23 protein-coding genes are annotated in these 22,886 nt (G+C 61.2%); 7 read left to right on the top strand and 16 right to left on the bottom strand.

Going from position 1 to position 22,886, the window contains the following annotated elements:
- Nucleotides 1-49 precede the first annotated feature (49 nt).
- From AACR93_RS06855 to AACR93_RS06865, 3 genes are all read right to left on the bottom strand, one after another.
- The gene (locus AACR93_RS06855) at nucleotides 50-1,714 is read right to left on the bottom strand and encodes an AMP-binding protein (RefSeq protein ID WP_042032040.1); all 1,665 of its coding nucleotides are present in this window, start codon (nucleotides 1,712-1,714) and stop codon (nucleotides 50-52) included.
- A gap of 97 nt (nucleotides 1,715-1,811) precedes the next feature.
- A complete protein-coding gene (locus tag AACR93_RS06860) occupies nucleotides 1,812-2,090 on the bottom strand; it encodes a YfcL family protein (RefSeq protein ID WP_041210342.1) in 279 nt (92 codons plus the stop codon).
- 99 nt (nucleotides 2,091-2,189) lie between these two features.
- Complete coding sequence (locus AACR93_RS06865) at nucleotides 2,190-3,305, bottom strand: ATP-NAD kinase family protein (protein WP_043850251.1); 1,116 nt, start codon at nucleotides 3,303-3,305, stop codon at nucleotides 2,190-2,192.
- Nucleotides 3,306-3,413: 108 nt separating this feature from the next.
- Here AACR93_RS06865 and AACR93_RS06870 point away from each other — a divergent pair, with 108 nt between their 5' ends.
- Complete coding sequence (locus AACR93_RS06870) at nucleotides 3,414-4,148, top strand: TerC family protein (protein ID WP_042032038.1); 735 nt, start codon at nucleotides 3,414-3,416, stop codon at nucleotides 4,146-4,148.
- A gap of 78 nt (nucleotides 4,149-4,226) precedes the next feature.
- On the opposite strand, the gene AACR93_RS06875 is transcribed toward AACR93_RS06870, so the two are convergent.
- The 12 genes from AACR93_RS06875 to pspA form a co-directional block, all read right to left on the bottom strand.
- A complete protein-coding gene (locus AACR93_RS06875) occupies nucleotides 4,227-4,715 on the bottom strand; it encodes an OmpA family protein (RefSeq protein WP_042032037.1) in 489 nt (162 codons plus the stop codon).
- 26 nt (nucleotides 4,716-4,741) lie between these two features.
- Entirely contained in the window at nucleotides 4,742-5,983 is a 1,242-nt protein-coding gene (locus tag AACR93_RS06880; RefSeq protein WP_043850252.1) for a diguanylate cyclase domain-containing protein, read from the bottom strand.
- Nucleotides 5,980-6,540, bottom strand: coding sequence for a YfiR family protein (locus AACR93_RS06885; RefSeq protein WP_043850253.1), 561 nt, complete (start codon nucleotides 6,538-6,540; stop codon nucleotides 5,980-5,982). The genes AACR93_RS06880 and AACR93_RS06885 overlap by 4 nt, the downstream gene beginning before the upstream one ends.
- Before the next feature lie 182 nt (nucleotides 6,541-6,722).
- The gene (gene tyrR / locus AACR93_RS06890; protein ID WP_042032033.1) at nucleotides 6,723-8,270 is read right to left on the bottom strand and encodes a transcriptional regulator TyrR; all 1,548 of its coding nucleotides are present in this window, start codon (nucleotides 8,268-8,270) and stop codon (nucleotides 6,723-6,725) included.
- Nucleotides 8,271-8,404: 134 nt separating this feature from the next.
- On the bottom strand, nucleotides 8,405-8,497 hold the full coding sequence (locus AACR93_RS06895) for a 4a-hydroxytetrahydrobiopterin dehydratase (RefSeq protein ID WP_421192737.1): 93 nt from the start codon (nucleotides 8,495-8,497) through the stop codon (nucleotides 8,405-8,407).
- Nucleotides 8,498-8,525: 28 nt separating this feature from the next.
- A complete protein-coding gene (locus tag AACR93_RS06900; protein ID WP_043850255.1) occupies nucleotides 8,526-8,864 on the bottom strand; it encodes a 4a-hydroxytetrahydrobiopterin dehydratase in 339 nt (112 codons plus the stop codon).
- Between the two features lie 53 nt (nucleotides 8,865-8,917).
- A complete protein-coding gene (phhA, locus tag AACR93_RS06905; protein ID WP_043850256.1) occupies nucleotides 8,918-9,712 on the bottom strand; it encodes a phenylalanine 4-monooxygenase in 795 nt (264 codons plus the stop codon).
- Nucleotides 9,713-10,107: 395 nt separating this feature from the next.
- Nucleotides 10,108-11,142, bottom strand: coding sequence for a YcjF family protein (locus tag AACR93_RS06910; protein ID WP_043850257.1), 1,035 nt, complete (start codon nucleotides 11,140-11,142; stop codon nucleotides 10,108-10,110).
- Nucleotides 11,143-11,195: 53 nt separating this feature from the next.
- Entirely contained in the window at nucleotides 11,196-12,602 is a 1,407-nt protein-coding gene (locus tag AACR93_RS06915; RefSeq protein ID WP_043850258.1) for a YcjX family protein, read from the bottom strand.
- Between the two features lie 172 nt (nucleotides 12,603-12,774).
- Nucleotides 12,775-13,179: an envelope stress response membrane protein PspC gene (pspC, locus tag AACR93_RS06920; protein WP_043850259.1), complete on the bottom strand. Its 405-nt coding sequence runs from the start codon at nucleotides 13,177-13,179 to the stop codon at nucleotides 12,775-12,777.
- Complete coding sequence (gene pspB / locus AACR93_RS06925) at nucleotides 13,176-13,412, bottom strand: envelope stress response membrane protein PspB (protein ID WP_041210358.1); 237 nt, start codon at nucleotides 13,410-13,412, stop codon at nucleotides 13,176-13,178. Before pspB ends, pspC begins: the two co-directional genes overlap by 4 nt.
- Before the next feature lie 3 nt (nucleotides 13,413-13,415).
- Complete coding sequence (gene pspA, locus AACR93_RS06930) at nucleotides 13,416-14,090, bottom strand: phage shock protein PspA (protein ID WP_043850260.1); 675 nt, start codon at nucleotides 14,088-14,090, stop codon at nucleotides 13,416-13,418.
- Between the two features lie 196 nt (nucleotides 14,091-14,286).
- Here pspA and pspF point away from each other — a divergent pair, with 196 nt between their 5' ends.
- The 6 genes from pspF to AACR93_RS06960 all read left to right on the top strand — a co-directional run bounded on the left by pspF (nucleotide 14,287) and on the right by AACR93_RS06960 (nucleotide 20,713).
- The gene (gene pspF / locus AACR93_RS06935) at nucleotides 14,287-15,327 is read left to right on the top strand and encodes a phage shock protein operon transcriptional activator (protein WP_043850261.1); all 1,041 of its coding nucleotides are present in this window, start codon (nucleotides 14,287-14,289) and stop codon (nucleotides 15,325-15,327) included.
- An 83-nt stretch (nucleotides 15,328-15,410) separates the two neighbouring features.
- Nucleotides 15,411-17,006, top strand: coding sequence for an ABC transporter substrate-binding protein SapA (gene sapA, locus AACR93_RS06940; RefSeq protein ID WP_043850262.1), 1,596 nt, complete (start codon nucleotides 15,411-15,413; stop codon nucleotides 17,004-17,006).
- Nucleotides 17,007-17,008: 2 nt separating this feature from the next.
- Nucleotides 17,009-17,968, top strand: a complete 960-nt coding sequence (locus AACR93_RS06945; RefSeq protein WP_041210362.1) for an ABC transporter permease — start codon at nucleotides 17,009-17,011, stop codon at nucleotides 17,966-17,968.
- A gap of 35 nt (nucleotides 17,969-18,003) precedes the next feature.
- Nucleotides 18,004-18,897, top strand: coding sequence for an ABC transporter permease subunit (locus tag AACR93_RS06950; protein ID WP_033114661.1), 894 nt, complete (start codon nucleotides 18,004-18,006; stop codon nucleotides 18,895-18,897).
- Nucleotides 18,897-19,895: a peptide ABC transporter ATP-binding protein gene (locus AACR93_RS06955; RefSeq protein ID WP_041210364.1), complete on the top strand. Its 999-nt coding sequence runs from the start codon at nucleotides 18,897-18,899 to the stop codon at nucleotides 19,893-19,895. The genes AACR93_RS06950 and AACR93_RS06955 overlap by 1 nt, the downstream gene beginning before the upstream one ends.
- The gene (locus tag AACR93_RS06960) at nucleotides 19,895-20,713 is read left to right on the top strand and encodes a peptide ABC transporter ATP-binding protein (protein WP_043850269.1); all 819 of its coding nucleotides are present in this window, start codon (nucleotides 19,895-19,897) and stop codon (nucleotides 20,711-20,713) included. The genes AACR93_RS06955 and AACR93_RS06960 overlap by 1 nt, the downstream gene beginning before the upstream one ends.
- Before the next feature lie 105 nt (nucleotides 20,714-20,818).
- Here the strand turns inward: AACR93_RS06960 and htpG are convergent, their stop codons facing one another.
- Nucleotides 20,819-22,732 (bottom strand): molecular chaperone HtpG, encoded by a 1,914-nt coding sequence (htpG, locus tag AACR93_RS06965; protein ID WP_043850263.1) that lies wholly within the window; start codon nucleotides 22,730-22,732, stop codon nucleotides 20,819-20,821.
- Nucleotides 22,733-22,886 lie beyond the last annotated feature (154 nt).

A 22,886-nucleotide genomic window follows, 5' to 3' on the forward strand; every position in this document is an offset into this window, starting at 1 on the left:
GGCCCATCAAGGGCCGTTGTTGTTTGTCGCGATGTGGAAAATGCGGGATTTACTCCTCCCACACCACCACTTGCGATGAGGGCCAGCGCTCCCCGACATGGGCATATTTTTGCTCCAGCAGGTGACGCTTGATCTTCATGGTAGGGGTCAGCACGCCGTTCTCGATATTCCAGGGGGTTTTCACCACCAGAATGCCGCGGATCTTGGCGTGGGACTCCAGTTGGTCATTGACCCGCACCCGGGCTGCCTCCAGTCTGGCCACGACCTCATCCCGATTTCCTTTGGCTGCGCTCTCGGCCAGCTGCACCAGCGCGACAGGCTGGGGCATGCCGTAACCAATCACGCAGAGCTGCTCGATAATTGGCTCCTGCCCCAGCATCCCTTCGATGGGGACTGGCGCCACATACTTGCCCTTGGCGGTCTTGAACACATCTTTCATCCGACCGGTGATGGTGAGATAACCCTCCTTGTCCAGCTTGCCCATGTCGCCGGTGTGGAGCCACCCCTCGGCATCGATGGCCTCGGCACTGTGCTCGGGATCCTTGTAATAACCCACCATCATCCCTTCACAGCGACAGAGGATCTCTCCCTCGTCGGAGATCTTGATGGTCACCCCGGGCCCCGCCTTGCCGACGGTACCGATCTTGTCGGCGCGAAACGGGTAGTTGATGGTCGAAAACGCGTGGTTCTCGGTCATGCCCCACGCTTCGGTCACCTTGAGACCGATGCTCAGATACCACTCAAGCAGAGCAGGGGAGACCGGCGCAGAACCGCAGCCCAACACCCGTGCCTGATCCAGCCCCAGCCCCTTCTTCAGCTTGCTCTTGATAAGGCTGGAGACCAGCGGGATCTTGAGCAGCAGTTCGAGTTTCTTCTGGGGCAGCTTCTCGTGGATCTTGATGCGGAACATGGCCCACAGCCGCGGTACCGAGATAAATACGGTAGGACGGCAGCGCTTGACGTCTTCAACGAAGGTGTCGAGGGATTCGGGGAAGGCGATGGTGGCGCCGCCAAACAGGCTGCCGCCGTAGATGTAGACCCGCTCGGTGATGTGGGCCAGCGGCAGGTAGGAGAAACCGCGATCAGCCTGGGTCAGGTTCACCGTCTCCACCAGCTTCTCGCACGACCACGCATAACGTTCGACGGTCAGCATGGCCCCTTTCGGCTTGCCGGTACTGCCAGAGGTGTAGACCAGGCTCAGCAGGGAGTCGGGCTCCTGCACCGGGCTGTCGGGAATGGGCTCGTGTGTTTCCAGCAGATCATCCCACTGGTAGCTGGCCGGCATGGTGTCGTAGGGAAAGGCGATACGCAGCAGATCGGCAGGCACCCCCGCCTCCTGACTCTTCCAGTCATCGAGCTTGCCAACGAAGATCGCCTTGGCCTCGCTGTGGCGCAGCACATATTCGATGGTATCGACGTTGGCGGTCGGGTAGATGGGCACGCTCACGTACTGCCCCATCTGCATCGCCAGATCGGCGATAAACCACTGGGCGCAATTCTTGGAGAGCAGCGCCACTTTATCGCCAGCAACGAGCCCAAGATGACGCAGGGCCGTCACCATGCGCCGCGCTTCATCGGCCACTTCACCCCAGGTGAAATCGACATATTCGCGGTTGATGGTTTGACGCAGATAGGTTCGATCAGGACACTGCCGCTCCCAGTGATAGAGCATCTCGAGCGGCAGTTTTTTGGCAATACGTGAGGCTGAAGCCATAGTTTAATCCCTGAAACAAAAGGCGAAACTTATTATTAACCTTTCACTAACTTCAGGGAAGAATAAACTCAAACTTCAGTTTGAAATGTGTATCCGATCAAGCTTCTGCCTGTTGTTGCAAACGAATCCACATGGCTTGCACCAGCTGCTCGTCCTGCTCGGAGAGCTCGCCTTGCAAAATCGCCTCGTTGAGGCTGCGCAACACATAGCTTTTGACATCCCGCACCAGGGTCTTGCCCTCCAGCTCGGCACGGGCGACCGCCAGCGAAATATGGCCTCGCAGGTAACCACCTGCAAAGAGCTCATCTTCGCTCGCGGTAGCAACCATGCCGTCGATCAGTCCCAACAACTTGTGCTCAAAATCGTGAATCGTCATGTAACGCAGCCTCATTTGCGGCAAATAATTCGGGGGTATGGAACCGCAATCCGGTTGATTGCAGCTCTCTGGCGCCAGGCCAGCAGCTTCCATGGCGTCCTATTCCGGGCTGGCCACCGGGTAGATGACCTGATCCTTGTATCCCGTGGTTATGCGCAGATAACCACTCAACGCCCGGTTCAATTCAGGCTCATCGGTATCGACCAGGAGTGGTCTCCCCTGCAGGGAAGCCAGCTTGCTCTTGGTTGCCAGCACCTGGATGTTCTCCAGCCCGACACTCCGAATCACCTCAGGACTCAATTGCTGATTTCCGCGCCCGAACAGATGTCCCTGTCCGCCAATCAGGGTAATGATCAGCCGGCAGCGACGGCCACGGATCCGGGTCAGGATCTCGGCGGCGCTGAGATCCTGCCCGATAAGCCTGCCATTTTCCACCAAATCCACACCAAGCAGCGTATTTTCCAGACCGAGCTCTGCCATGCAGGCTGCCACCGTGCTGCCAGAGCCCATCAGATAGAGGGTATCTGGCTCCATCTGCTCGACCACACCGGCTGCCAGATCTGCCAGCACCAGCTCTTCGGACTCCCGCCCTCCCTGCTTGACCGCCTGCACGTACCGCAGATCGCCGGGCACCAGCAGCTGGCCATAGTGACGAGCCCGCACCTTGCCTGCGCGAAACGCCTCTTCGTCGATATCGCGCACCTCGGCATCGATCAGGCTGAGCAGTTCACCGGCGATCATCCGCGCCGCCACCCGCCCGCTGGCAGCCGGGGTAACCCCGTAGACGCCGGAGTGGATCTTGCAGCCAGCCGGGATCCCCAGCACATGGCAGGACTCCCCCACCGCGGCGCAGATGTCCCGCGCCGTGCCATCGCCACCGGCAAACAGCAGCAGATCGACGCCCGCATCCCGCATCCGCTCTGCCGCATGGCGGGTATCGGCGGCAGAGGTACTCTCCCCGGCCGGTTGATAGACGATGCGATGCGGCAAGCCCAGTTCACGCACCACCTGCTCCCCCATGTCGCCAGCCACCGTCAGCAGCGCGAACGGCGCAGTCACTTCACACAGCGGCAGCAGAGCCTGACGGGTGCGCTCCTGCGCTCTGGGCACTGCGCCGCGAGCCAGCGCCTCGGCCACTACACCGTCACTCCCCTTGAGCGCCACTGCGCCGCCAATCCCGGCGACTGGATTTATGATGAGCCCTAATCGAAACATGCACTCCTCCCTTGCGATGGCGACCATTTTTATCTTTTCGCCCCACTGGGACAAGCGGTTCCCCCCTGCTAAAATGCTCCGCTTCTTTTTTTCAACCAAGGTTCAATCATGCTGGAATGGGTTCTGGATCCCTCTGCCTGGGTAGCGCTCGCCACCCTGACCCTGCTCGAAATCGTGCTGGGCATCGATAACATCATCTTTATCTCCATTCTGGTCGGCCGTCTGCCCGAGGCGCAGCGCCAGCGCGCCCGTATTCTGGGTCTGGCCCTCGCCATGGGTACCCGCATCCTGCTGCTGCTCTCGCTGGCCTGGGTCATGCGCCTCACGGCTCCGCTCTTTACTGTGCTGGGCGAGGCCATCTCGGGCCGCGATCTCATCCTGCTGCTGGGGGGGCTGTTCCTGATTGCCAAGAGCACCCACGAGATCCACGCCACCCTGGAAGGGGCCGCCGAGCCGGAGAGCGTCAGCAAAGCGGCCTCCGGTTTTATCAGCACCCTGATCCAGATCGCCATTCTCGACATCGTCTTTAGCCTGGATTCGGTGATCACCGCCGTCGGCATGGCTGATCACGTTCCTGTCATGGTGCTGGCCATCATGATCGCCGTCTTCATCATGATGTTTGCCGCCAAGGCGATCGGTGATTTCGTTGATAACCACCCCACCATCAAGATGCTGGCCCTCTCCTTCCTCACCCTGGTCGGCTTCGCCCTGATGGCGGAGGGGATGGATCTGCACATTCCGAAGGGTTACATCTACTTCGCCATGGCCTTCTCGCTGGTGGTGGAGATGATCAACATCCGCCTGCGCAAGCACACCGACGCCAACGAGCAGAGCGAATCATAAGCTCGCCGGCCGGATCAAAAAGAGCGCCTCTTTGGCGCTCTTTTGCTATGCACACGGCACGCTTGGCAGGGCAGTCGCTTACTGGTTGGCGATAACGATGGCCACCCGGCGATTTTCGGCCCGTCCGGCAGCACTCTTGTTGTCCGCCACCGGCGCGGTTTCGCCGCGACCACGGACCTCCAGGTTGGCTGGCTTCATCCCGACCGAGACAAGCACATCCGCCACCGACTGGGCCCGCTTCAGGGAGAGTTGCTGGTTGTAGCTGCTCTCGCCGGTGTTGTCGGTGTGACCGTCAACCCGCGCCTTGTCGAGCCCTACCCCAAGCAAGGCTTTGCCCAGCTTTTCCACGGTCTGACGGGTTTGGGGATTGAGCTCCCCGACGTTGTTGGCAAACAACACCCGGTTGGCCAGATCCAGCGTCCAACCCTCGTCGGTCAGATAAAAACCTTGCTCCTTCAATACCGCCAGCTGTTCAGGGGTGAGCCCCTTCGGGGCACTCTGACAACCTGCCAGCAGAGAGAAGATCAACCCCAGCAGCAAGGTCTTGAGGGAGAGGGATATTTTCATTGTTATGTCTCCTTAACGACATCAATTCACGCCGGTTCGGTAGAATCCACCTCCTCGCGACGCGCACGTTTTGCCAAATACATGGCTTTGTCTGCCAGCTCGCACAGCTCGCTGGCACTGACCCCGGATTGATGAATGGCATAACCGATGCTGATCCCTGCCACCAGTTGCTGCCCATCCCGCAATACCACGGGTTCACTCATCGCCTGCTGAATGCGGTTGATCACCTCCTCCACATCCTGTTGCAGATGCACAGGGCTCAGCAGGATAGCGAACTCATCCCCCCCCAGACGGCACACCAGATCCTGCGGCCGCAGCTGATGCTCCACCCGCCTTGCCAGGGTGATCAGCACATCGTCACCGGCGTTGTGGCCCAGGGTATCGTTAATCTGTTTGAAGCGATCGCAATCGAGGTAAAGCAGCGCAAAATCCCCCTCACCCTGTTCAGCCTCGGTGATCGCCTGTGCCAGTCTAGCGTCAAACAAGACCCTGTTGGGCAGTCCAGTCAACACATCGTGGGTGGCCTGATGAAGCAGGCTGGCATTTTCCCGTGCCTGATGGGCTTGCCACGCCTGCAACTCGTCCAGCAGGGAGTTGAAGTCATCCCCCAGCTCGTTGAGCTCGACAATCCCGGCGGGCGGTGCCCGCATCCCCAGGGTGCGCTGGCGGCGCACAGAGTGGGCCACCCGGGCCAGCTCTCGCAGGGGACCTATGATGGAGACCTGCATCCGCCCCGCCACGTAGAGGGCCCCCATGGCGCTCAAGAGCAGGCAGATCAGCATCACCAGCAGCACCGCAATCAGGAAAATCAGCAGCGACTCGCCATGGCCGATCAGCTCGACCTCGCCGATCTTATCACTGCCACGCAGCATGGGCTCGCGCACCGGCCCGGGCAGGATCAACTGGGCAAGATAACCCTCCAGCTCGGCAATCGGGGTATTCATGGTGCGCGACCAGCTGGTCAGCAACGTGCCATCGGGCAGATAGATGCGCGCCTCGGCCACCTCCTCGCGCGCGGCAATGGCCCGCAGCGCCTCACCCGCCGCCTCTTCGTCCTGAAACACCACTGCCGCTTCCGTGGTGTAGCTGATGGCGCGCGCCACCAGCTCCAGATTGTGGTCGGCGTAAAAACGCATCACCAGCAGGGCGGTCAGGGTCAGCAGGATCCCCGCCACGCAAGCCGAGGTAAAGGCGGTCACCAGATGGGTGCGCCCCAGACTCTGACGCAGGGTCAGCCGCGCGTCATGGCGATCGGACGATGGCGTCATGGCACACCCCGATCAGCCATGGCCAGCTTGAGCACGGCCGGGTGCACCCGCACACCGCTGAGCGCCAGCGCATCCAGATTCACTTTGAAACGCAGCCGCCCGCTACGGCTGTCCGGCTGCAGACAGAAGACGGGACTGCTGCTGCACTCCGGGTTCTGCTCACTGATGCTGAGCACGGGATGCCCCTTCAAACGGGAGAAGAGCGCCAGCCGGGTTGACTCGTCCATCACCCCCAGATAGAGCACATGACACTGGCCGGCAATGGCCGGATCCGTCACCTCATAACGATTGACCTGCACCGGCCGGCCGTTGCCCTGCCGGGTAATGGTGGAGAGCACACCGGCATATTCAGTGGGCGCGGCGATGCACAGATGCAGCACCGGCGGCTCCTTTGGCCAGCGAGTGTAGCTCAGAATATCGAGCACCAGCTCCTTGACCGCATTGGCCCGGCTCTCTGCAGTGGTCTGCGCCTCGGCAAGCGCAGCACGGGAGCAAGCCAGCCCGGGCAACAGCACCAGCAGCGCAACGACGAGTCGGAATGAGAAGTGTGACGACATGATCAGGGGATAGGCGCCTCTACAACACCGCAGCAGCGCGGTTCGGGTACATGAACTCAGATAGTAAGTGGCCGGACAACAGCCTGACAAGCCTTGACGTGAGACTCAGCTGACAGAGCTGTAAATAAAAACAGAGAGCCCGTTTTGCAACGGGCTCTCTGTTCACCTCAACGGACAGGGTATCACTTTTTGCTGATCCCGTACTCCCGCAATTTGTTGGCGATGGCGGTGTGCGACACACCCAGTCGTTTGGCGAGCTGGCGAGTCGAGGGAAACGCCGGATAGAGCCGTGCCAGCAGCTGGCTCTCGAAGCGCTTCACCGCATCGTCAAGGTTGCCCTCGAACCACTCGTCGATAAGCGGCGCGCTATCGGCCGCTACCGGCAGATCGATCTGCTCGGGGCCAAGCTCGTCCCCCTCCAGCAGCGTCATGGCGCGATAGAGGCAGTTGCGCAGCTGGCGCACGTTGCCCGGCCAACGATAAGCAGTCAGATAGTCTGCCATGTTGCGGGTAAAGCGCGGGCGTGGACGCTGCAATTCGCTGGCAAAGCGCGAGACAAACTGCTGGGCCAGCACCATGACATCGGCCTTGCGCTCGCGCAGCGGCGGCAGCGCCAGACTCAGCACGTTGAGGCGGTAGTAGAGATCCTCGCGGAAGGAGCCATCGTTGACCAGATCGAGCAGCTGTTTCTGGGTAGTGCAGATAAAGCGCACATTGACCTTCACCTCCTGCTCGTCACCGACCCGGCGGAACACGCCATCCTGCAGCACCCGCAAGAACTTGGTCTGCAGATGGGGCGACATGTCGCCGATCTCGTCCAGCATCAGGGTGCCGCCGCTCGCCAGCTCCAGCACCCCGCGCTTGCCCTCGGTATTGTTGCCAAAGGCGCCGGGCGCATAGCCGAACAGCTCGCTCTCGGCCACGTTATCCGGCATGGCGGCGCAGTTGAGGGCCATGAAGGGATGGCTGGATCGCAGGCTGGCAGCGTGACAGGCGCGGGCCAGCAGCTCCTTGCCGGTACCGGTCTCGCCGACGATGAGCAGCGGCGCATCCTGCATCGCCAGCTTGCGTGCCTGCGCCAGCACCTCTTTCATCTTGGGGCTCTCGCCCTGCAGATGCTCGAACCCCTCCGCCTCCACCGCGTGGAGCGCGCTGAAGTGCAGACCGACCCGACGGGCCGATTTGAGCACCACCACGGCCCCCGCCAGCGCCTGTTTACCTTTCTGTTCATCGACAAAGAGCGGCAGCAAATCCGCCAGATACTCTTCGCCATTGAAGCTGAGTTTGCAGGTTTGCGGCCGGATGTCGCTCGCCTCCAACCAGCGGCTGAAGGAGAAGCCCTTGACCAGCGAGCCAAGCGCCACACCGCGCACCTCCTCCACCGGCAAGCCGAGGGTGGTGAGGGCCGACTGGTTGGCCTGGGTCACCTTGCCCTTGGCATCGAGCGAGAAGACCAGATCCGGCAGCGCCTTGAGCAGCGCCTCAATCTCGTGGTGCTCCCGCTCGGAGGGCATGTAGGGGATGGTCTTGACGTCATAGACGCCGGGAATGCGGCGGATCTCCGGCATCAGATGCTGAAAATCGCTGAACTCCAGCTCGGGAAAGTTGAGATAGATGATGCCTGAGGTATCGATTTCGATGCCGCGCAGATCGATATTGTGCTCCACCAGGCGGTCGAGCAGTTCCCGGGTCAGGCCCAGGCGGTCTTCACAGCTGACTTCAAGACGCATTCGGGACACACTTCCTAGCTAACTCTATGAATGAGCGGATAATACAGACTCGATCCCCCCAGTGCGAGCGCTAGCCCACAAAAATGCGGGCCTGCCCCGCTTTCGCCGGGCAGGCCCGAGTCAGTTGTTGCCGCTTATTTGAGTAGCTGGTCGGTACGCGCCGCCATGATGAAGTCGTTGTGGTGCAGCCCACCGATCTTGTGAGTCCACCAGCTGACCGTTACCATATCGTCCACTCGGTGAGTGATGGCGTCTTCACTTCAGCAGCTCATCCGTGCGTGCCGCCATGATGAAGTCGTTGCGGTGCAGCCCGCCAATCTTGTGGGTCCACCAGCTGACCGTTACCTTGCCCCACTCGGTCAAAATGGCCGGATGGTGGAACTCCGCCTCCGCCAGCTCCCCCAGGCGGTTGGTAAACGCCAGCGCCTCCTTGAAGTTGCGAAAGGCAAATTCCCGCCGCAGCTGCAACGCCCCTGCCACCACCAGCGGCTGCCAGTCGGGGATAAGCTGCATCAACTCACGCAGCTCCTTATCGCTCACTCTGGGGGCATCGGCGCGGCACGCTTCACACTGCTGGCTGGCCAGTTCGGACATGGGTCTCTCCTCTGTTCTGAATGTGCAATATCTGATGTGAAATAACGGATAACTCAACTCGCCTGTTTGCCTGCAACCGGCTCAAAGCGCGGCGCATGCAGGCCAAGCTGGCGTGCCTGCGCCACCCCGTTCATGATCTCCGCCTCCCCCAGTCGGTAGAGGGCATCGAGCTCGGGCAGCACAAAGTAGGTGGGCTGCATGATGTCGATGCGATAGGGGGTGCGCAGCACCTCCAGCAGATCGAAGGGTTGCAGCAGCGGCTTGCCGGAAAGGGCATAGGCCGTCTCGCCGATGGAGGAGAGAATGCCACCGCCGTATATACGCAGCCCGTCCGCCGTGGCCAGGAGGCCAAACTCCACGGTGAACCAGTAGAGACGGGCCAGAAAGACCCGCTCCTCCTTGCTCGCCTGCTGGCCAAGCTGGCCATAGAGGTGGGTAAAGTGGGCAAAAGCGGGGTTGGTCAGCATGGCGCAGTGGCCGAAGATCTCGTGAAAGATATCGGGTTCCTGCAGGTAATCGAGCTCGTCGCGGCGCCGGATAAAGGTGGCGACCGGGAACTGGCGGTTGGCCAGCAGGGCAAAGAAGCGGTCAAACGAGATAAGCGCAGGCACGGCTGCTACCGACCAGCCGGTGGTCGCCAGCAATACCTCGTTGAGCTCCGCCAGCTGGGGGATGCGATCTCGCGGCAACGTCAGTCTTTCAAGGCCCGCCAGATACTCGTCACACGCCTTGCCTTCAAGCGCCGCCAGCTGGCGTTCGATCAGGATCTGCCAGGTGCCGTGCTCTTCGGCCGAGTAGTGGATCATCCCCCGGGCATCCGGCTGGTGAGCGGTATAAAGGGTTGCCATAAGCGGTTCCATCCTCTGCGCCGGGTGGGGCGCCTTGCCATTGGGTCACAGGATCACTGTAACGAACCGGCAACAAAAAAAGCAGCCGACCCGGTGGTCGGCTGCTGGCGAGAGATGTAAATAAAATGTGACATTCACGCCTGATGGCGAGCTGACTCATTCAGAGTGAGCCAAACCCTTGGTACCCCTTGTACGCCCAATACCTGAAGGTGACGGGATAAAAGCGGAGCAGCTCCGTTGCCCGGTTTAGGCCGTGATAGCCCATCCGCCCGGCGCGGATTGTTGCAAAAAACATCTGAAAAAGTGGATGCGCGTTTCACCGGTAAAACAATGTAGATCCTCGGCATGCCCTGGCCCCCCTCAGGATGAGCCAGCACCCGAGCTCCGATCCGGGGTTAGCTCGTACCCTTGAGATAACCGGCCAGCTGACCCACCAGCCGCTTGCGCAGCTCGCCCAGCTTCGGCTTTTCGTCCGCACACCAGGGCAGCGGGCGGCACGCCTCTATGGTGCGCAGGCCAAGGCGAGCGGTGAGCAGCCCGGCCCCCACCCCCTGCGCCGCGCGGGCAGAGAGCTTGGCGGTAAGCTCGGCCCCCAGCAAGTCCATCCCCACCTCGGTCACCAGCTCGGTGGCGCCGGCGTAGAGCATGTTGCGAAACACCTGACGGATGAGGCGTATGCGGCTCCAGTAGCCAAGCTCGATGGCGTAGACATCGGCGATGTCTTCGATCATCCGCAGGTTGCGCCACAGCATCAGCATCATGTCGACGGTAGCGAGCGGGCTTAGCGCCACCAGCACGGCGGCCTCCCCCGACCACTTGGCCACCCGCGCCTGTGCCAGCTTGTCGCGCTCGCCGAGTACCAGCTGGCTATAGAGGGTCAACACTTCCCGATCGCTGTGGCTCTCGTCGAGCTGGGCCAGCCAGGTCTGATACCCCTCGCGCCCCTTGTCGCCACTTTTGACCGCCAACCCTTCGCAGAAGGCCTGCCCCTGCCCGACTCCCTGATGAGCAAGCAGATCTTCTGCCCGCGAGCGCACATCCTGGCGCCGCTTGAGGGTGCGCAGGCGCAGCCACTCGCGACCCACCACGCTGGCGGTCCCCGCCGCCACCAGCGCCGAAGCCGCCAGCCAGGCGCTGCCCCAGAGCGGGGTGGTGAGGAATTGATCGTAAAGAAAGGCGCCATACTGGCCCAACGAGAGCAGACCGACCGCCCCCAGCCCCCACGCCAGCAGCCGATGGCGGCGGCGCGGTTTGATGACGAGGGCACTCTCCACCTCGGTGAAATCATCCAGCTCATCGAGACGCTCGAAACTCGCCTCCTCCAGCCGCTGGGCCGGTGCGGGCGGGCGCTCGTCACTGGCCACCGTCAAGGCAGGCTCAAGGATCACCTTACCCTGCAGCGGTGGCCGCTCTTTTATCTGATCGTTCATCGCATTGTTCTCCTGTGCGCAGCCTTCGGCTCAGGTGCCAAGACCGCACACCGTTATTCGAGGTGATCCCCGAGCAGAAACTCCAGCGCCGCATCGAGCCGGATATGGGGCAGCGCCTGATGGGCGCTCATGGGCATGGGGCGAAACGCCTGAAAATCAAAGCCCTGACTGTTCCACCACTGCGCGGGCGGAATATGGGGCGGCACCTCCCCCGGAAAGAGCAGCAGCGGCTCACCGCTCAGGCTGGTGCCGCGGATGGCGGGGAACTCGCGGCCATTAGCCACCCCCTTGCCCACCTCGGTCGCCTTGATGGCGGCAAGCGCCAGACACTCGGTGGTGATCCCCTCAAAACGGGCCTGGCCGCGGCCGCTGCGCACCAGATGCTGGAGCAGGGAGACCATGGGCCCATGCTGTTCGGGCGTGACGTGATCGGCCTTGCTCGCCACAAACAGCAGCTTGTCGATACGGGGCGAGAAGAGTCGCCGCCACCAGTTGCTCTTGCCGTAGGCAAAGCTCTCCATGATGCGGGCGATGGCCTGCTGCATGTCGCCAAAGCTGGCCGCCCCTGCGTTGAGGGGCTGCAGGCAATCCACCAGCACGATCTGGCGATCAAAGCCGGCAAAGTGCTGCTCATAAAAACCCTGCACCAGATGCTGCTTGTACTGCTCGAAGCGCTGCCTGAGGGTGGCGTAGAGGGTATCATCGGCGGGCTCGCCAGCGGGCATCTCCCACACCCAGGGGACAAATTGCAGCATGGGGGCACCGGCATACTCCCCCGGCAAGACGAAGCGGCCGGGCTGGATCAAGTGCAGTCCCAGCTCCTGTTTGCAGGCGTGCAGATAGGCGGTGTAGCGCTCGGCAAGTTCAGCCACCGGTCGCTCGGCAAAAGGTTGCGTTGCCTGCCACCCGGGGGTCAGCCAGCTGGCGGCGAGCGCCTGCAGCTCGGGGCGGCGCAGCTGCTCGCGCACCTGTTCGCTCCACTGCTCGTAGCTCATCTCAAGGAGCGGCAAGTCGAGCAGCCACTCCCCGGGATAGTCCACCAGATCCACGTAGAGGGTCGAGATCTCCCCCAGATGTTTGCGCAGCGGATGGCGGGTGCGATAGCGAATTTCGAGGCGCACCTCGGCCACGCCGCGGGTGGGCTCGGGCCAAGCCGGCGGATCGCCAAACAGGGAGTCGAGGCCACGCTCGTAGGCAAAGGTGGGGATATGGGCATTTTGCTGGGGCACCCGGCGGGCACCGAGGATGCGCCCCTGACGCAGGGCATCCCACAGGGGCAAACGGCCGTCGATGGCCGCATGCTCCAGCTGATTGACCAGCGCCGTGATAAAGGCGGTCTTGCCGCTGCGAGAGAGGCCGGTCACCGCCAGCCGGATATGGCGATCCCGCACCCGGTTCACCACGTCGTTCGCCTTGCTCTGCAGGCGAGTCAACTTTTGTTCCAGTTTATTGAGTATCAAGGCTTGACCCGTTCTCCCTTAGTGGTTGCATCCGGCGTGATTGGCCGCGCGACAAGGCAAACTGGCTATCCGCATCGGGATGGTCAATTAGCCTGAGTGGCGTCGATGATGGGGCATCACTGAAGGCTCCACCATCGACATTGAGTGCTTCGGCAGGCACTTTCGGCAAGCACTACAGCTTGCGAAATTCCCGCTGCAGGGTGAACTCGCGGGAGGTCACCAGCTTCTCGATACGCTGAACTCTGGGCTCCAGCGCGTCAAGTTCCTGCGCGACACGGCTCAGCGCCTGTTGGGGGGTGACCCCCGCCTGCCAGCTGCGCGCCTTCATCCGCACCTCGGCAAAATCGGCATCCTCGTGGGAATAGAGGGTGACCGGCTTTTTGTCGAGCAAGAACCAGGCGGCAATGTAAGCGGTGAAGGTGATAAACCCGGCAAAGATAAGGCCACTGATGGCCAAGAGCCGCACGATCCAGGTCTCTACCCCGAAATACTCTGCCAAACCGGCGCAAACTCCGGCAATCTTGCCCTGCCGGGGATCGCGATAGAGGTTGCGCCCCTCACGACTTGTACTGCTCATACCTTGTTCCTCCAGCCCGGCACTTCCGCATCCAGAATCGACTCCAGCGCACCGACTCGCTCCTGCATCTTTTCGGTACGGGCCAGCAACCCTTGCAGCTGTTCCCGCTCGCTATCGGCAAGACCGGCGCCGATGCGCCCCTTGGCCCGGTAGTGCAGCACCAGCCAGATGGGTGCCACCACCACCATGAAGACCACCATGGGAACCATCAATACACCCAGCAGACTCTCCATCGCTTACTCCCCCTGCTGGCCGTCACGCTGACCCAGCTTTTGGCGCATCGCCTCCAGCTCGCGGCTTATCTGATCGTCCACTTCCAGTTCGGCAAACTGCTGCGCCAGCGCCTTGTCGGACTGACCCAGATCGGCGCGAGCCTCCATCTCGTCGATGCGACGCTCCATCCGCTCGAACTTGCTCACCACCGCCTGACTGTCACCACGGGCAACCTGGCTCTGCACGTTGAGACGGCTGCTGGCCGCTTCGCTGCGAATCGCCATCGCCTTTTGACGGGCGCGAGCATCTTCCAGCTTGGCTTCCAGCTGGCGGATCTCTTCACCCAGCTTCTTGATGCCGCTGTCGACCGCTTGCTGCTCGCGGTAGAGGGTCTCTGACAACTCGCTCTGTTTCTTCTTCTCGATAAGAGCGGCGCGTGCCAGATCTTCACGCCCCTTGGTCAGAGCCAGCTCGGCCTTGGCCTGCCACTCGTCGACCCGCTCCTGATGACGGGCGACCTGACGGCCAATCTCTTTCTGGCTGGCGAGGAAGCGAGCCAGATTGGAGCGCTCTTTGACCAGCTCGTCCTCCATCTCCTGAATGATCAGGCGCACCATCTTCTGGGGATCTTCTGCCTTGTCGAGCAGGGCCGTCAGGTTGGAATTGATGATGTCGGCCAGACGGGAAAAAATACTCATGATTGCACTCCTGTTAATGGCATGGCGTTGTTTCTCCATTGACAATGGCAACTTGTGTGCCAATCTGGAGCGAAATTTAACTTGTTGATTTATATGGGGCTGCTTTGCCCCGTTTCAATAGATGCCATGCAGGTGGTGATAAAAATCACCAACTTTTGGTAAGATTGACCAGCTTTAACAACCGACAGGGATCACTATGACCACGGCCACGGAAAGCCTGCTGGGGGAATCCAACGCATTCCTCGAGATCATCGAGCAGGCCTCACGGCTCGCCCCGCTGCGCAAACCCGTGCTGATCATCGGTGAGCGGGGAACGGGCAAGGAGCTTATCGCCCACCGCCTACATTATCTCTCGGCGCGCTGGGATCAAAGCTTTGTCACCATCAACTGCGCCACTCTGAGCGAGAGCCTGCTGGAGACCGAGCTGTTCGGTCACGAGGCAGGCTCCTTTACCGGCGCGGCCAAGCGCCATCAGGGGCGCTTCGAGCGGGCCGATGGCGGCACCCTCTTCCTCGACGAGCTGGCCACCACCAGCGCCCGGGTGCAGGAGAAGCTGCTGCGGGTCATCGAGTATGGCGAGTTCGAGCGAGTGGGCGGGGCCAAGCCCCTCAAGGTGGATGTGCGGTTGGTCTGCGCTACCAACGAAGATCTCCCAGCGTTGGCAGATAAAGGGCTGTTTCGCCACGATCTGCTGGACCGACTCGCGTTTGATGTGATTACCCTCCCCCCCTTGCGGGAGCGGCGGGAAGATATCCTGATGCTGGCGGAGCACTTCGCCCACAGCATGACCCGGGAGCTGGGCTATCCGCTCTTTGCCGGTTTCTCGCGTAAAGCAACCCAGCTGCTGCTCGATTACCCCTGGCCTGGCAACGTGCGGGAGCTGAAAAACGTGGTGGAGCGCAGCATCTACCGCCAGGGCAACCCCCAGTTGCCGCTGGCCGAGCTGGTGATCAATCCGTTTGATTCCCCCTGGCGGCCCGTAGCCGCTCGCAGTCAGGAGAGTAAAAGCGAGCCGCAAGGTGCGACAACCGGGGCGTTGCCGCTCGATCTCAAGCAGGCGGTGGCGGAGTTCGAGATTAATTTACTCAAGCAGGCGATGCAGCAATCCCAGTATAATCAGCGCAAAGCCGCCCAACTGCTGGCCTTAAGCTATCACCAGTTTCGTGGCATGCTACGCAAGTATCAGCTGCAGGATGGCGACAACGATACGGAACAAGATCAGAAAGAGTCCGACTGACACCGGCACCAACAAAGCCAGCACAGTGCTGGCGTATTCATATAAAAACAGATACGTATCAAAAACATGGTTCAACAATGAGAATGCTCACACCCTTGCTGCTCGGTCTGCTGGTTCTGCTCACCGGCTGCAACAAGCAATCCGAAGCTTCCAAGACCGGACTCATCTACTGCGCTGAGGGCTCTCCCCTCTCCTTCAACCCCCATGTCTCCAACACCGGGGTTACGCTGGATGCCAGCGCTCGTCCGCTCTACGACCGTCTGCTGGAGGTCAACCCCAATACTCTGGCACTGGAGCCGGCGCTCGCCACCAACTGGCATGTGAGCGAGGATGGCCTCACCTATACCCTGACTCTGCGCAAGGGGGTGAGTTTCCACCACACCCCCTGGTTCAAGCCAAGCCGCACCCTCAATGCCGATGACGTGGTCTTTACCTACGCCCGTCAACTCGACGAGCACCACCCCTATCACAACGTCTCCGGCGGCGACTACCCCTTCTTCTACAGCCTGGGGCAGGATCAGCTGATCAAGCGGGTCTACAAGAAGGGGCCGCAGCAGGTGGTGTTCGAGTTGAACCAGCCCAACGCCTCCTTCCTCGCGACCCTGGCCAGCGACTATGCGGTGATCCTCTCCGCCGAATACGCCGAGCAGATGCTCAAGGCGGGAACCCCGGCGCTGCTCGATACCCGCCCCATCGGCACCGGCCCGTTCAGCTTCAAGGAGTATCGCCACAACGAGTTCATCCGCTATCTGCGCCATCCCGGCTACTGGAACGGCCCTGCCCGGATCGAGCAACTGGTCTATGACATCACCCCGCGCTCGTCCAAGCGGCTGGCCAAACTGCTGACCGGCGAGTGCGACGTGATGAGCACGCCGGCCGCCAGCCAGCTCTCGGTGATCAAGCAGCATCCCGACCTCAGCCTCTCGGTACAATCGGGGATGAACGTCGCATTTTTGGCCCTCAATACCCGCAAGCCGCCGTTCAATAACGTCAAGGTGCGTCAGGCCATCGCCAGCACCATCAATATCGACAACCTGTTGCAGGCGGTCTATTTCGATACCGGTCTGCCGGCCAACAGCCTACTGCCACCGCTCTCGTGGGGCTATAACCCCAGCCTGCCGATGCGCAAGCCTGATCTGACGCTGGCCCGCAAGCTGCTCAAGGAAGCAGGGCTCGAGAAGGGATTCGAGATGCAGGTGCTGGTGCAACCAGATGCCCGCCCCTACAACCCGGATGCGCTCAAGACCGCCCAGCTGATGCGAAGCGATCTGGCCAAGGTGGGCATCAAGCTCAAGATCGTCCAGCAGGCGTGGCCCGTCATCGAGAAGCGCCTGGCCGCCGGTCAGTACGACAGCCTGCTCTCCGGCTGGATTGCCGACAACGCCGACCCGGACAACTTCTTCCGCCAGCTGCTGAGCTGCTCGGCGGTCGAGCGCGGCAACAACTACAGCCGCTGGTGCAGCCCGGCCTTCGATCAGCTGCTGGACGATGCGGTCACCACGCCCCAGCTGGCCTTTCGGCTGCGCAACTACTACTACGCCCAGACCCTGCTCAACGAGCAGCTGCCCCTCATTCCGCTGGCCCATGCCCTGCGCACCCAGGTCAGCCGCAGTGACATCGAGGGGCTGATCCTGATGCCCTTTGGCGGCACCTCCTTCAATCAGGCTCACCGGGAGTAAGCATGCTTTTATACACCTTGCGTCGCATCAACCTGCTGCTCATTACCCTGCTGGCCCTGACCTTTGTCGCCTACCTGCTGGACTATCGCCTGCTCGGCCATCAGCTGAGTTTCTGGAGCGGCTACCCCGACTTCCTGCGCCATATTCTGGCCGGGGATCTCGGCCTCTCCAGCGTCTCCGGCCTGCCGGTGCTGGACGAAATTCGCCACTACTTCCCGGCGACCCTGATCCTCTGTCTGGCCGCTTTCACCGTCTCGCTGCTGGTGGGGATCCCGCTCGGTACCCTGGCCGCCCTGTCACAGGGCAAGCCGCTGGATCTCTCCATCATGACCGCCGGCCTTATCGGCTATGCGGTGCCGGTGTTCTGGCTGGCGCTGCTGGTGGTGATGCTATTTTCGCTGGATCTCGGCTGGTTGCCGGCGTCGGGCCAGATCAGCCTGCTCTATGACGTGCCGCCCATCACCGGCATCGCCGTCATCGACGTGCTGCTGAGTCAGGAGCCCTGGCGTCAGGCGGCGCTGCACGATGCCCTGCGCCACCTCATCCTCCCCTCTCTGGTACTGGCAGTGGTGCCGACGACCGAGGTGATCCGCCATGTGCGCAGCTCGCTCATCGACGTGATGAAGCAGAACTACATCAGGGCGGCAGCGAGCCGTGGCCTCTCCAAATGGCAGATCGTCTGGCGCCATGGCCTGAAAAACGCTCTGCCCCCGGTACTGCCATTGCTCGGTCTGCAGCTGGGCAGCGTGCTCACCTCCGCCATGATCACCGAGGTGGTGTTCGAGTGGCATGGCATCGGCCGCTGGCTGGTCAGCAGCATCGCCCTGCAGGATTATGCCGCCATTCGCGGCGCGACCCTGGTCATCGCCAGTTTCGTCATCCTGATCAGTGTCAGCACCGAGCTGCTCACCACCCTTATCTATCCGGCACGGCGCAAAGAGCTCTATGCCAAACAAGATTAAACGCGCTCATGGCGTGACCAGGAGCCAGGTACCCTATGCAAGATAAATCGAACATCTATCCCGAGCTCAAGATCCTCTCGCCGCTGGAGCAGACGTGGGCCTCCTACAGCCGCAATCCGCTTGCAATGGCCGGACTGTGGGGCTTTTTGCTGCTGCTGATCATCACCCTGTTCGGCCCGCTGGTGGTGCCCTACGGCATCGATGAGCAGCACGCCGAGCATCTGCTGCTGGCCCCCTCCTGGGCCAACAACGGCAATATCGACTTCTTCCTCGGCACCGACGATCTGGGACGGGATATCCTCTCCCGGCTGGTGGTCGGCGCGCGGCTCACCTTCGGCTGCGCCCTCATCGTGGTGGTGATCGCCATGGTGGTCGGTTCTGCCATCGGCATCCTCGGCGGCATGAGCAAGGGGCTCAAATCGAGCGTGTTGCACCATCTGCTCGATACCCTGCTCTCCATCCCCTCCCTGCTGATGGCCATCATCATGGTTGCCATCATGGGGCCGGGCCTTGGCAACACCCTGATCGCCATTACCCTCGCGCTGATCCCGCCGTTTATCCGGGCTACCTACAACGCGGTGCATGCCGAGATGCAGAAGGAGTACATCATCGCCAGCCGGCTCGACGGTTCGCCCCCCTTGCGGATCATGCGGCTGGCCATTTTGCCCAATATCGTCGAGACCCTGGTGGCCCAGACCACCCGCACCCTCTCGGCTGCCATCCTCGATATCTCCGCGGTCGGTTTTCTCGGCCTTGGCGCCCAGACGCCCCAGTCGGAGTGGGGCGCCATGCTGGCAGACTCGAGCGATCTTATCTATCTCGCCCCCTGGACCGTCACCCTGCCCGGCATCGCCATTCTGTTCAGCGTGCTGGTGACCAACCTGGTTGGTGAGGGCATCCGCGAAGCGCTCAAAGAGGGGAATGACTGATGCCGTTGCTAGATATTCGCAATCTCACCATCGAGATCGACACCCCACAGGGCAAGGTGAAGGCGGTGGACAAGGTGAGCCTCACCCTCAACGAGGGGGAGATCCGCGGACTGGTCGGCGAATCCGGCTCGGGCAAGAGCCTGATTGCCAAAGTGATCGTCGGCATCGAAAAGGATAACTGGACGGTGCGCGCCGACCGGATGCGCTTCAACGACATGGATCTGCTGACCATGGCGCCCCGCGAGCGGCGCCGCATCATGGGCCGCGAGATCGCCATGATCTTCCAGGATCCCATCAGCTGTCTTGACCCCTCCGAGGAGATTGGCACCCAGCTGGAAGAGGCGATCCCGACCGATTCCTTCGAGGGACAGTTCTGGCAGCGCTTCCAGTGGCGCAAAAAGCGGGCGATTGCCCTGCTGCACCGGGTCGGAGTCAAGGATCACCGCAAGGTGATGCGCGCCTATCCCCATGAGCTGTCGGATGGCATGTGCCAGAAGGTGATGATCGCCATGGCGATTGCCAACCAGCCGCGCCTGCTGGTAGCTGACGAACCCACCAGCGCCATGGAGTCCACCACCCATTCCCAGATCCTGCGGCTGCTGGACAAGATGAACAAGCTGGGCAACACCACCATCCTGATCATCAGCAACGACATCGCCGCCATCGCCAACCTGACCGATACCATCAACGTGATGTACTGCGGCCAGATGGTGGAAGTAGGCACCCGCGAGCAGATCCTCGAGACACCGCATCACCCCTATACCGATGCGCTGCTCAAGTCGATCCCCGACTTTGACAAGCTGGTGCGCCACAAGTCGCGCCTCGAAACCCTGCCCGGCGTCATCCCGCCGCTGCAGCACCTGCCTATCGGCTGCCGACTCGGCCCCCGCTGCCCCTATGCCCAGAAGCAGTGCGTACAGACCCCGGTGATGAACAAGGTGAAGGGACACCAGTTCAGCTGCCACTTCCCGCTGAACATGGAGGAGCCGAAAAAATGATGACCAGCAACGCCCCCACCAGAGAGGCGCATGTAATTGAGCCCTCCCTGCTGCAAGTGAGGGGCCTGAGCAAAACCTACCAGAACCGTACCGGCCTGTTCCGTCGTCAGGCGGTGGAGGCGATCAAGCCCCTCTCGTTTGACCTTGAAGTGGGCCAGACTCTCGCCATCGTCGGTGAAGCAGGCTCCGGCAAGAGCACTCTGGCCCGTATTCTGGCCGGGATGATTGAGCCCACCAGCGGTGACATCGCCATCGACGGCCAGCTGATGGTGCATGGCGATTACCAGACTCGCTGCAAGCTGCTGCGGATGATTTTTCAGGATCCCAATACCTCGCTGAACCGCAAGATCCGGGTTGGCCAAATTCTGGAGACGCCGCTGCGCCTCAACACCGAAATGACCGAAGAGGAGCGCCGCGAGAAGGTGGTGCAGACCCTGCGCATGGTGGGCATGCTGCCCGATCACGCCCTCTTCTACCCGCAGATGCTCTCCTCCGGTCAGCAGCAGCGGGTCGCACTGGCCCGGGCGCTTATTCTCAACCCAAAAATAGTGGTGGCCGACGAAGCACTCACCACTCTGGATATCTCGGTACGCTCCCAGATTATCAACCTGCTGCTGGAGATGCAGGAGACCATGGGGCTGAGCTATGTGCTGGTAGCCAACGATCTGGGTATCGTCAGCCATATCAGCGATGAGGTGCTGGTAATGCATGAAGGACGGGTGGTGGAGCGCGGCAAGACCCTCAAGGTGTTTGCCGATCCCCAGCACGAGGTGACCCGCCGTCTCATCCAGAACTACAACAACGAATATCGTAAATAGAGAGGCGCTGGCCGCCTCCCCTGCTGCTGTGTTTCACCGTTCTCACACGGCGGGATCAAAAAAGCCCACTACATGCAGTGGGCTTTTTGTTATCGGAGTCGCGGCTTAGGCTTGCAGCAGCAGGCGGTTGATGCGGGAGACGAAGCTCGCCGGATCGTTCAGCCCGCCCTGTTCGGCCAGCTGGGCCTGTTCGTGCAGCAGGGTTACCCACTCGCCAAACAGCGCTTCATCCTGAATGGTGTCGAGCTTCTTCACCAGCGCGTGGTCGGGGTTGAGCTCCAGAATGTACTTCTGCTCCGGTACCGGCTGGCCGGCGGCACGCATCAGCTTGATCATCTGGGTGCTCATGCCGTAGGCGTCGGTCACGATGCAGGAAGGGGAGTCGGTCAGACGGTGGGTGACACGCACCTCTTTCACCGCTTCACCGAGGCTCTTCTTGACCCGCTCAACCAGACCGGCGTTAGCTTTTTCGGCCTCTTCTTGCGCCTGCTTGGAGGCTTCATCTTCCAGATCGCCGAGATCCAGTTCGCCACGGGTGACGGAGATGAGCTGCTTGCCGTCGAACTCGGTCAGGTGGCTCATCAGCCACTCATCCACCCGCTCCCACATCAGCAGCACTTCGACACCCTTCTTGCGGAAGATCTCGAGGTGCGGGCTGTTCTTGGCTGCGGCATAAGAGTCAGCAGTGATGTAGTAGATCTTCTGCTGACCTTCCTTCATGCGGCCAACATAATCCTCGAGAGAGACGGTCTGGGCTTCGCCCTCGCCAGCGGTGCTGGCAAAGCGCAGCAGTTTGGCGATCTCTTCGCGGTTGGCGTAATCCTCGGCCGGGCCCTCTTTGAGCACGTTACCGAACTCTTTCCAGAACTTGGCGTACTTCTCGGCATCATCTTTCGCCAGCTTGGAGAGCATGGTCAGGACGCGCTTGGAGCAAGCCTTGCGCAGAGAGGCGGTCACCTTGTTGTCCTGCAGGATTTCACGGCTGACGTTGAGCGGCAGATCGTTGGAGTCCAGCACCCCTTTGACGAAGCGCAGGTAGGTCGGCATAAACTGCTCGGCGTCGTCCATGATAAAGACGCGCTGTACGTAGAGCTTCAGACCGTGCTTCTGCTCGCGGTTGTAGAGATCGAACGGTGCGCGGGCCGGTACGTAGAGCAGGCTGGTGTACTCCTGAGCCCCTTCCACCCGGTTGTGACCCCACAGCAGCGGATCTTCAAAGTCGTGGGCGACGTGCTTGTAGAACTCCTGATACTCCTCGTCCTTGATATCTTTCGGGTTGCGGGTCCACAGTGCAGTCGCGCGGTTGACCTGCTCCCACTCGCCCGGGGTGCCGACGATGGTTTCACCATCCTCTTCGCGATCCGGCGTACCCTCTTTGTACATTTCCACCGGCACGCTGATGTGGTCGGAGTATTTGCTCACCACGGAGCGCAGACGCCAGTCGTCGAGGAACTCGTCCTCTTCGGCACGCAGGTGCAGGATGACATCGGTACCGCGACCCTCTTTGGTCACGTCAGCCACGGTGAAGGAGCCTTCCCCTTCCGATTCCCACTGTACGCCCTGCTCCGGAGCTGTACCGGCGGCGCGGGACACCACGGTCACCTTGTCGGCAACGATAAAGGCGGAGTAGAAACCGACCCCGAACTGGCCGATCAGCTGGGAGTCACGTCCCTGATCGCCGGAGAGGTTTTTGAAGAATTCTGCAGTGCCGGACTTGGCGATGGTACCCAGGTGCTCGATCACCTGATCACGGGTCATACCGATCCCGTTATCGGAGATGGTCAGGGTACGCTTCTCTTTGTCCACCACCAGGCGCACACGCAACTGGCCGTCGTTTTCGAACAAAGAGGCATCGGAAAGCGCCTTGAAGCGCAGCTTGTCCGCCGCATCGGATGCGTTGGAGATCAGCTCGCGCAGGAATACTTCTTTGTTGGAGTAGAGGCTGTGAGCCATCAGGCTCAGCAGTTGTTTGACTTCAGTTTGAAAGCCGTGGGTTTCGGCATGAACACTTTGGGTCATGGACCAATCCTCAGAAACATCGGGTTGAACATACGCCCAACCTAGATGGGGACAGGGATCCAAATATCAAGGGGGCGAATGTGCAATCCTGCTCATTCGCCCCCTTTTTCCATTCAACTGCCGATTTTCTGATCAGGCCGTAATGGCACAATCC

Origin of the sequence: Aeromonas sp. L_1B5_3 (assembly GCF_963866575.1) — a bacterium.
GTDB classification, from domain to species: domain Bacteria; phylum Pseudomonadota; class Gammaproteobacteria; order Enterobacterales; family Aeromonadaceae; genus Aeromonas; species Aeromonas jandaei.

Coding starts and splice junctions, on each gene's coding strand:
- tyrR (WP_042032033.1), bottom strand. CDS start 8,270: ATGCGTCTTGAAGTCAGCTGTGAAGACCGCCTGGGCCTGACCCGGGAA.
- AACR93_RS06960 (WP_043850269.1), top strand. CDS start 19,895: ATGACCAGCAACGCCCCCACCAGAGAGGCGCATGTAATTGAGCCCTCC.
- AACR93_RS06895 (WP_421192737.1), bottom strand. CDS start 8,497: ATGGTAACGGTCAGCTGGTGGACTCACAAGATCGGTGGGCTGCACCAC.
- phhA (WP_043850256.1), bottom strand. CDS start 9,712: ATGGCAACCCTTTATACCGCTCACCAGCCGGATGCCCGGGGGATGATC.
- pspF (WP_043850261.1), top strand. CDS start 14,287: ATGACCACGGCCACGGAAAGCCTGCTGGGGGAATCCAACGCATTCCTC.
- AACR93_RS06880 (WP_043850252.1), bottom strand. CDS start 5,983: ATGACGCCATCGTCCGATCGCCATGACGCGCGGCTGACCCTGCGTCAG.
- AACR93_RS06945 (WP_041210362.1), top strand. CDS start 17,009: ATGCTTTTATACACCTTGCGTCGCATCAACCTGCTGCTCATTACCCTG.
- AACR93_RS06900 (WP_043850255.1), bottom strand. CDS start 8,864: ATGTCCGAACTGGCCAGCCAGCAGTGTGAAGCGTGCCGCGCCGATGCC.
- AACR93_RS06860 (WP_041210342.1), bottom strand. CDS start 2,090: ATGACGATTCACGATTTTGAGCACAAGTTGTTGGGACTGATCGACGGC.
- sapA (WP_043850262.1), top strand. CDS start 15,411: ATGCTCACACCCTTGCTGCTCGGTCTGCTGGTTCTGCTCACCGGCTGC.
- AACR93_RS06950 (WP_033114661.1), top strand. CDS start 18,004: ATGCAAGATAAATCGAACATCTATCCCGAGCTCAAGATCCTCTCGCCG.
- htpG (WP_043850263.1), bottom strand. CDS start 22,732: ATGACCCAAAGTGTTCATGCCGAAACCCACGGCTTTCAAACTGAAGTC.
- pspC (WP_043850259.1), bottom strand. CDS start 13,179: ATGAGCAGTACAAGTCGTGAGGGGCGCAACCTCTATCGCGATCCCCGG.
- AACR93_RS06955 (WP_041210364.1), top strand. CDS start 18,897: ATGCCGTTGCTAGATATTCGCAATCTCACCATCGAGATCGACACCCCA.
- AACR93_RS06870 (WP_042032038.1), top strand. CDS start 3,414: ATGCTGGAATGGGTTCTGGATCCCTCTGCCTGGGTAGCGCTCGCCACC.
- pspA (WP_043850260.1), bottom strand. CDS start 14,090: ATGAGTATTTTTTCCCGTCTGGCCGACATCATCAATTCCAACCTGACG.
- AACR93_RS06885 (WP_043850253.1), bottom strand. CDS start 6,540: ATGTCGTCACACTTCTCATTCCGACTCGTCGTTGCGCTGCTGGTGCTG.
- AACR93_RS06865 (WP_043850251.1), bottom strand. CDS start 3,305: ATGTTTCGATTAGGGCTCATCATAAATCCAGTCGCCGGGATTGGCGGC.
- AACR93_RS06875 (WP_042032037.1), bottom strand. CDS start 4,715: ATGAAAATATCCCTCTCCCTCAAGACCTTGCTGCTGGGGTTGATCTTC.
- AACR93_RS06910 (WP_043850257.1), bottom strand. CDS start 11,142: ATGAACGATCAGATAAAAGAGCGGCCACCGCTGCAGGGTAAGGTGATC.
- pspB (WP_041210358.1), bottom strand. CDS start 13,412: ATGGAGAGTCTGCTGGGTGTATTGATGGTTCCCATGGTGGTCTTCATG.
- AACR93_RS06855 (WP_042032040.1), bottom strand. CDS start 1,714: ATGGCTTCAGCCTCACGTATTGCCAAAAAACTGCCGCTCGAGATGCTC.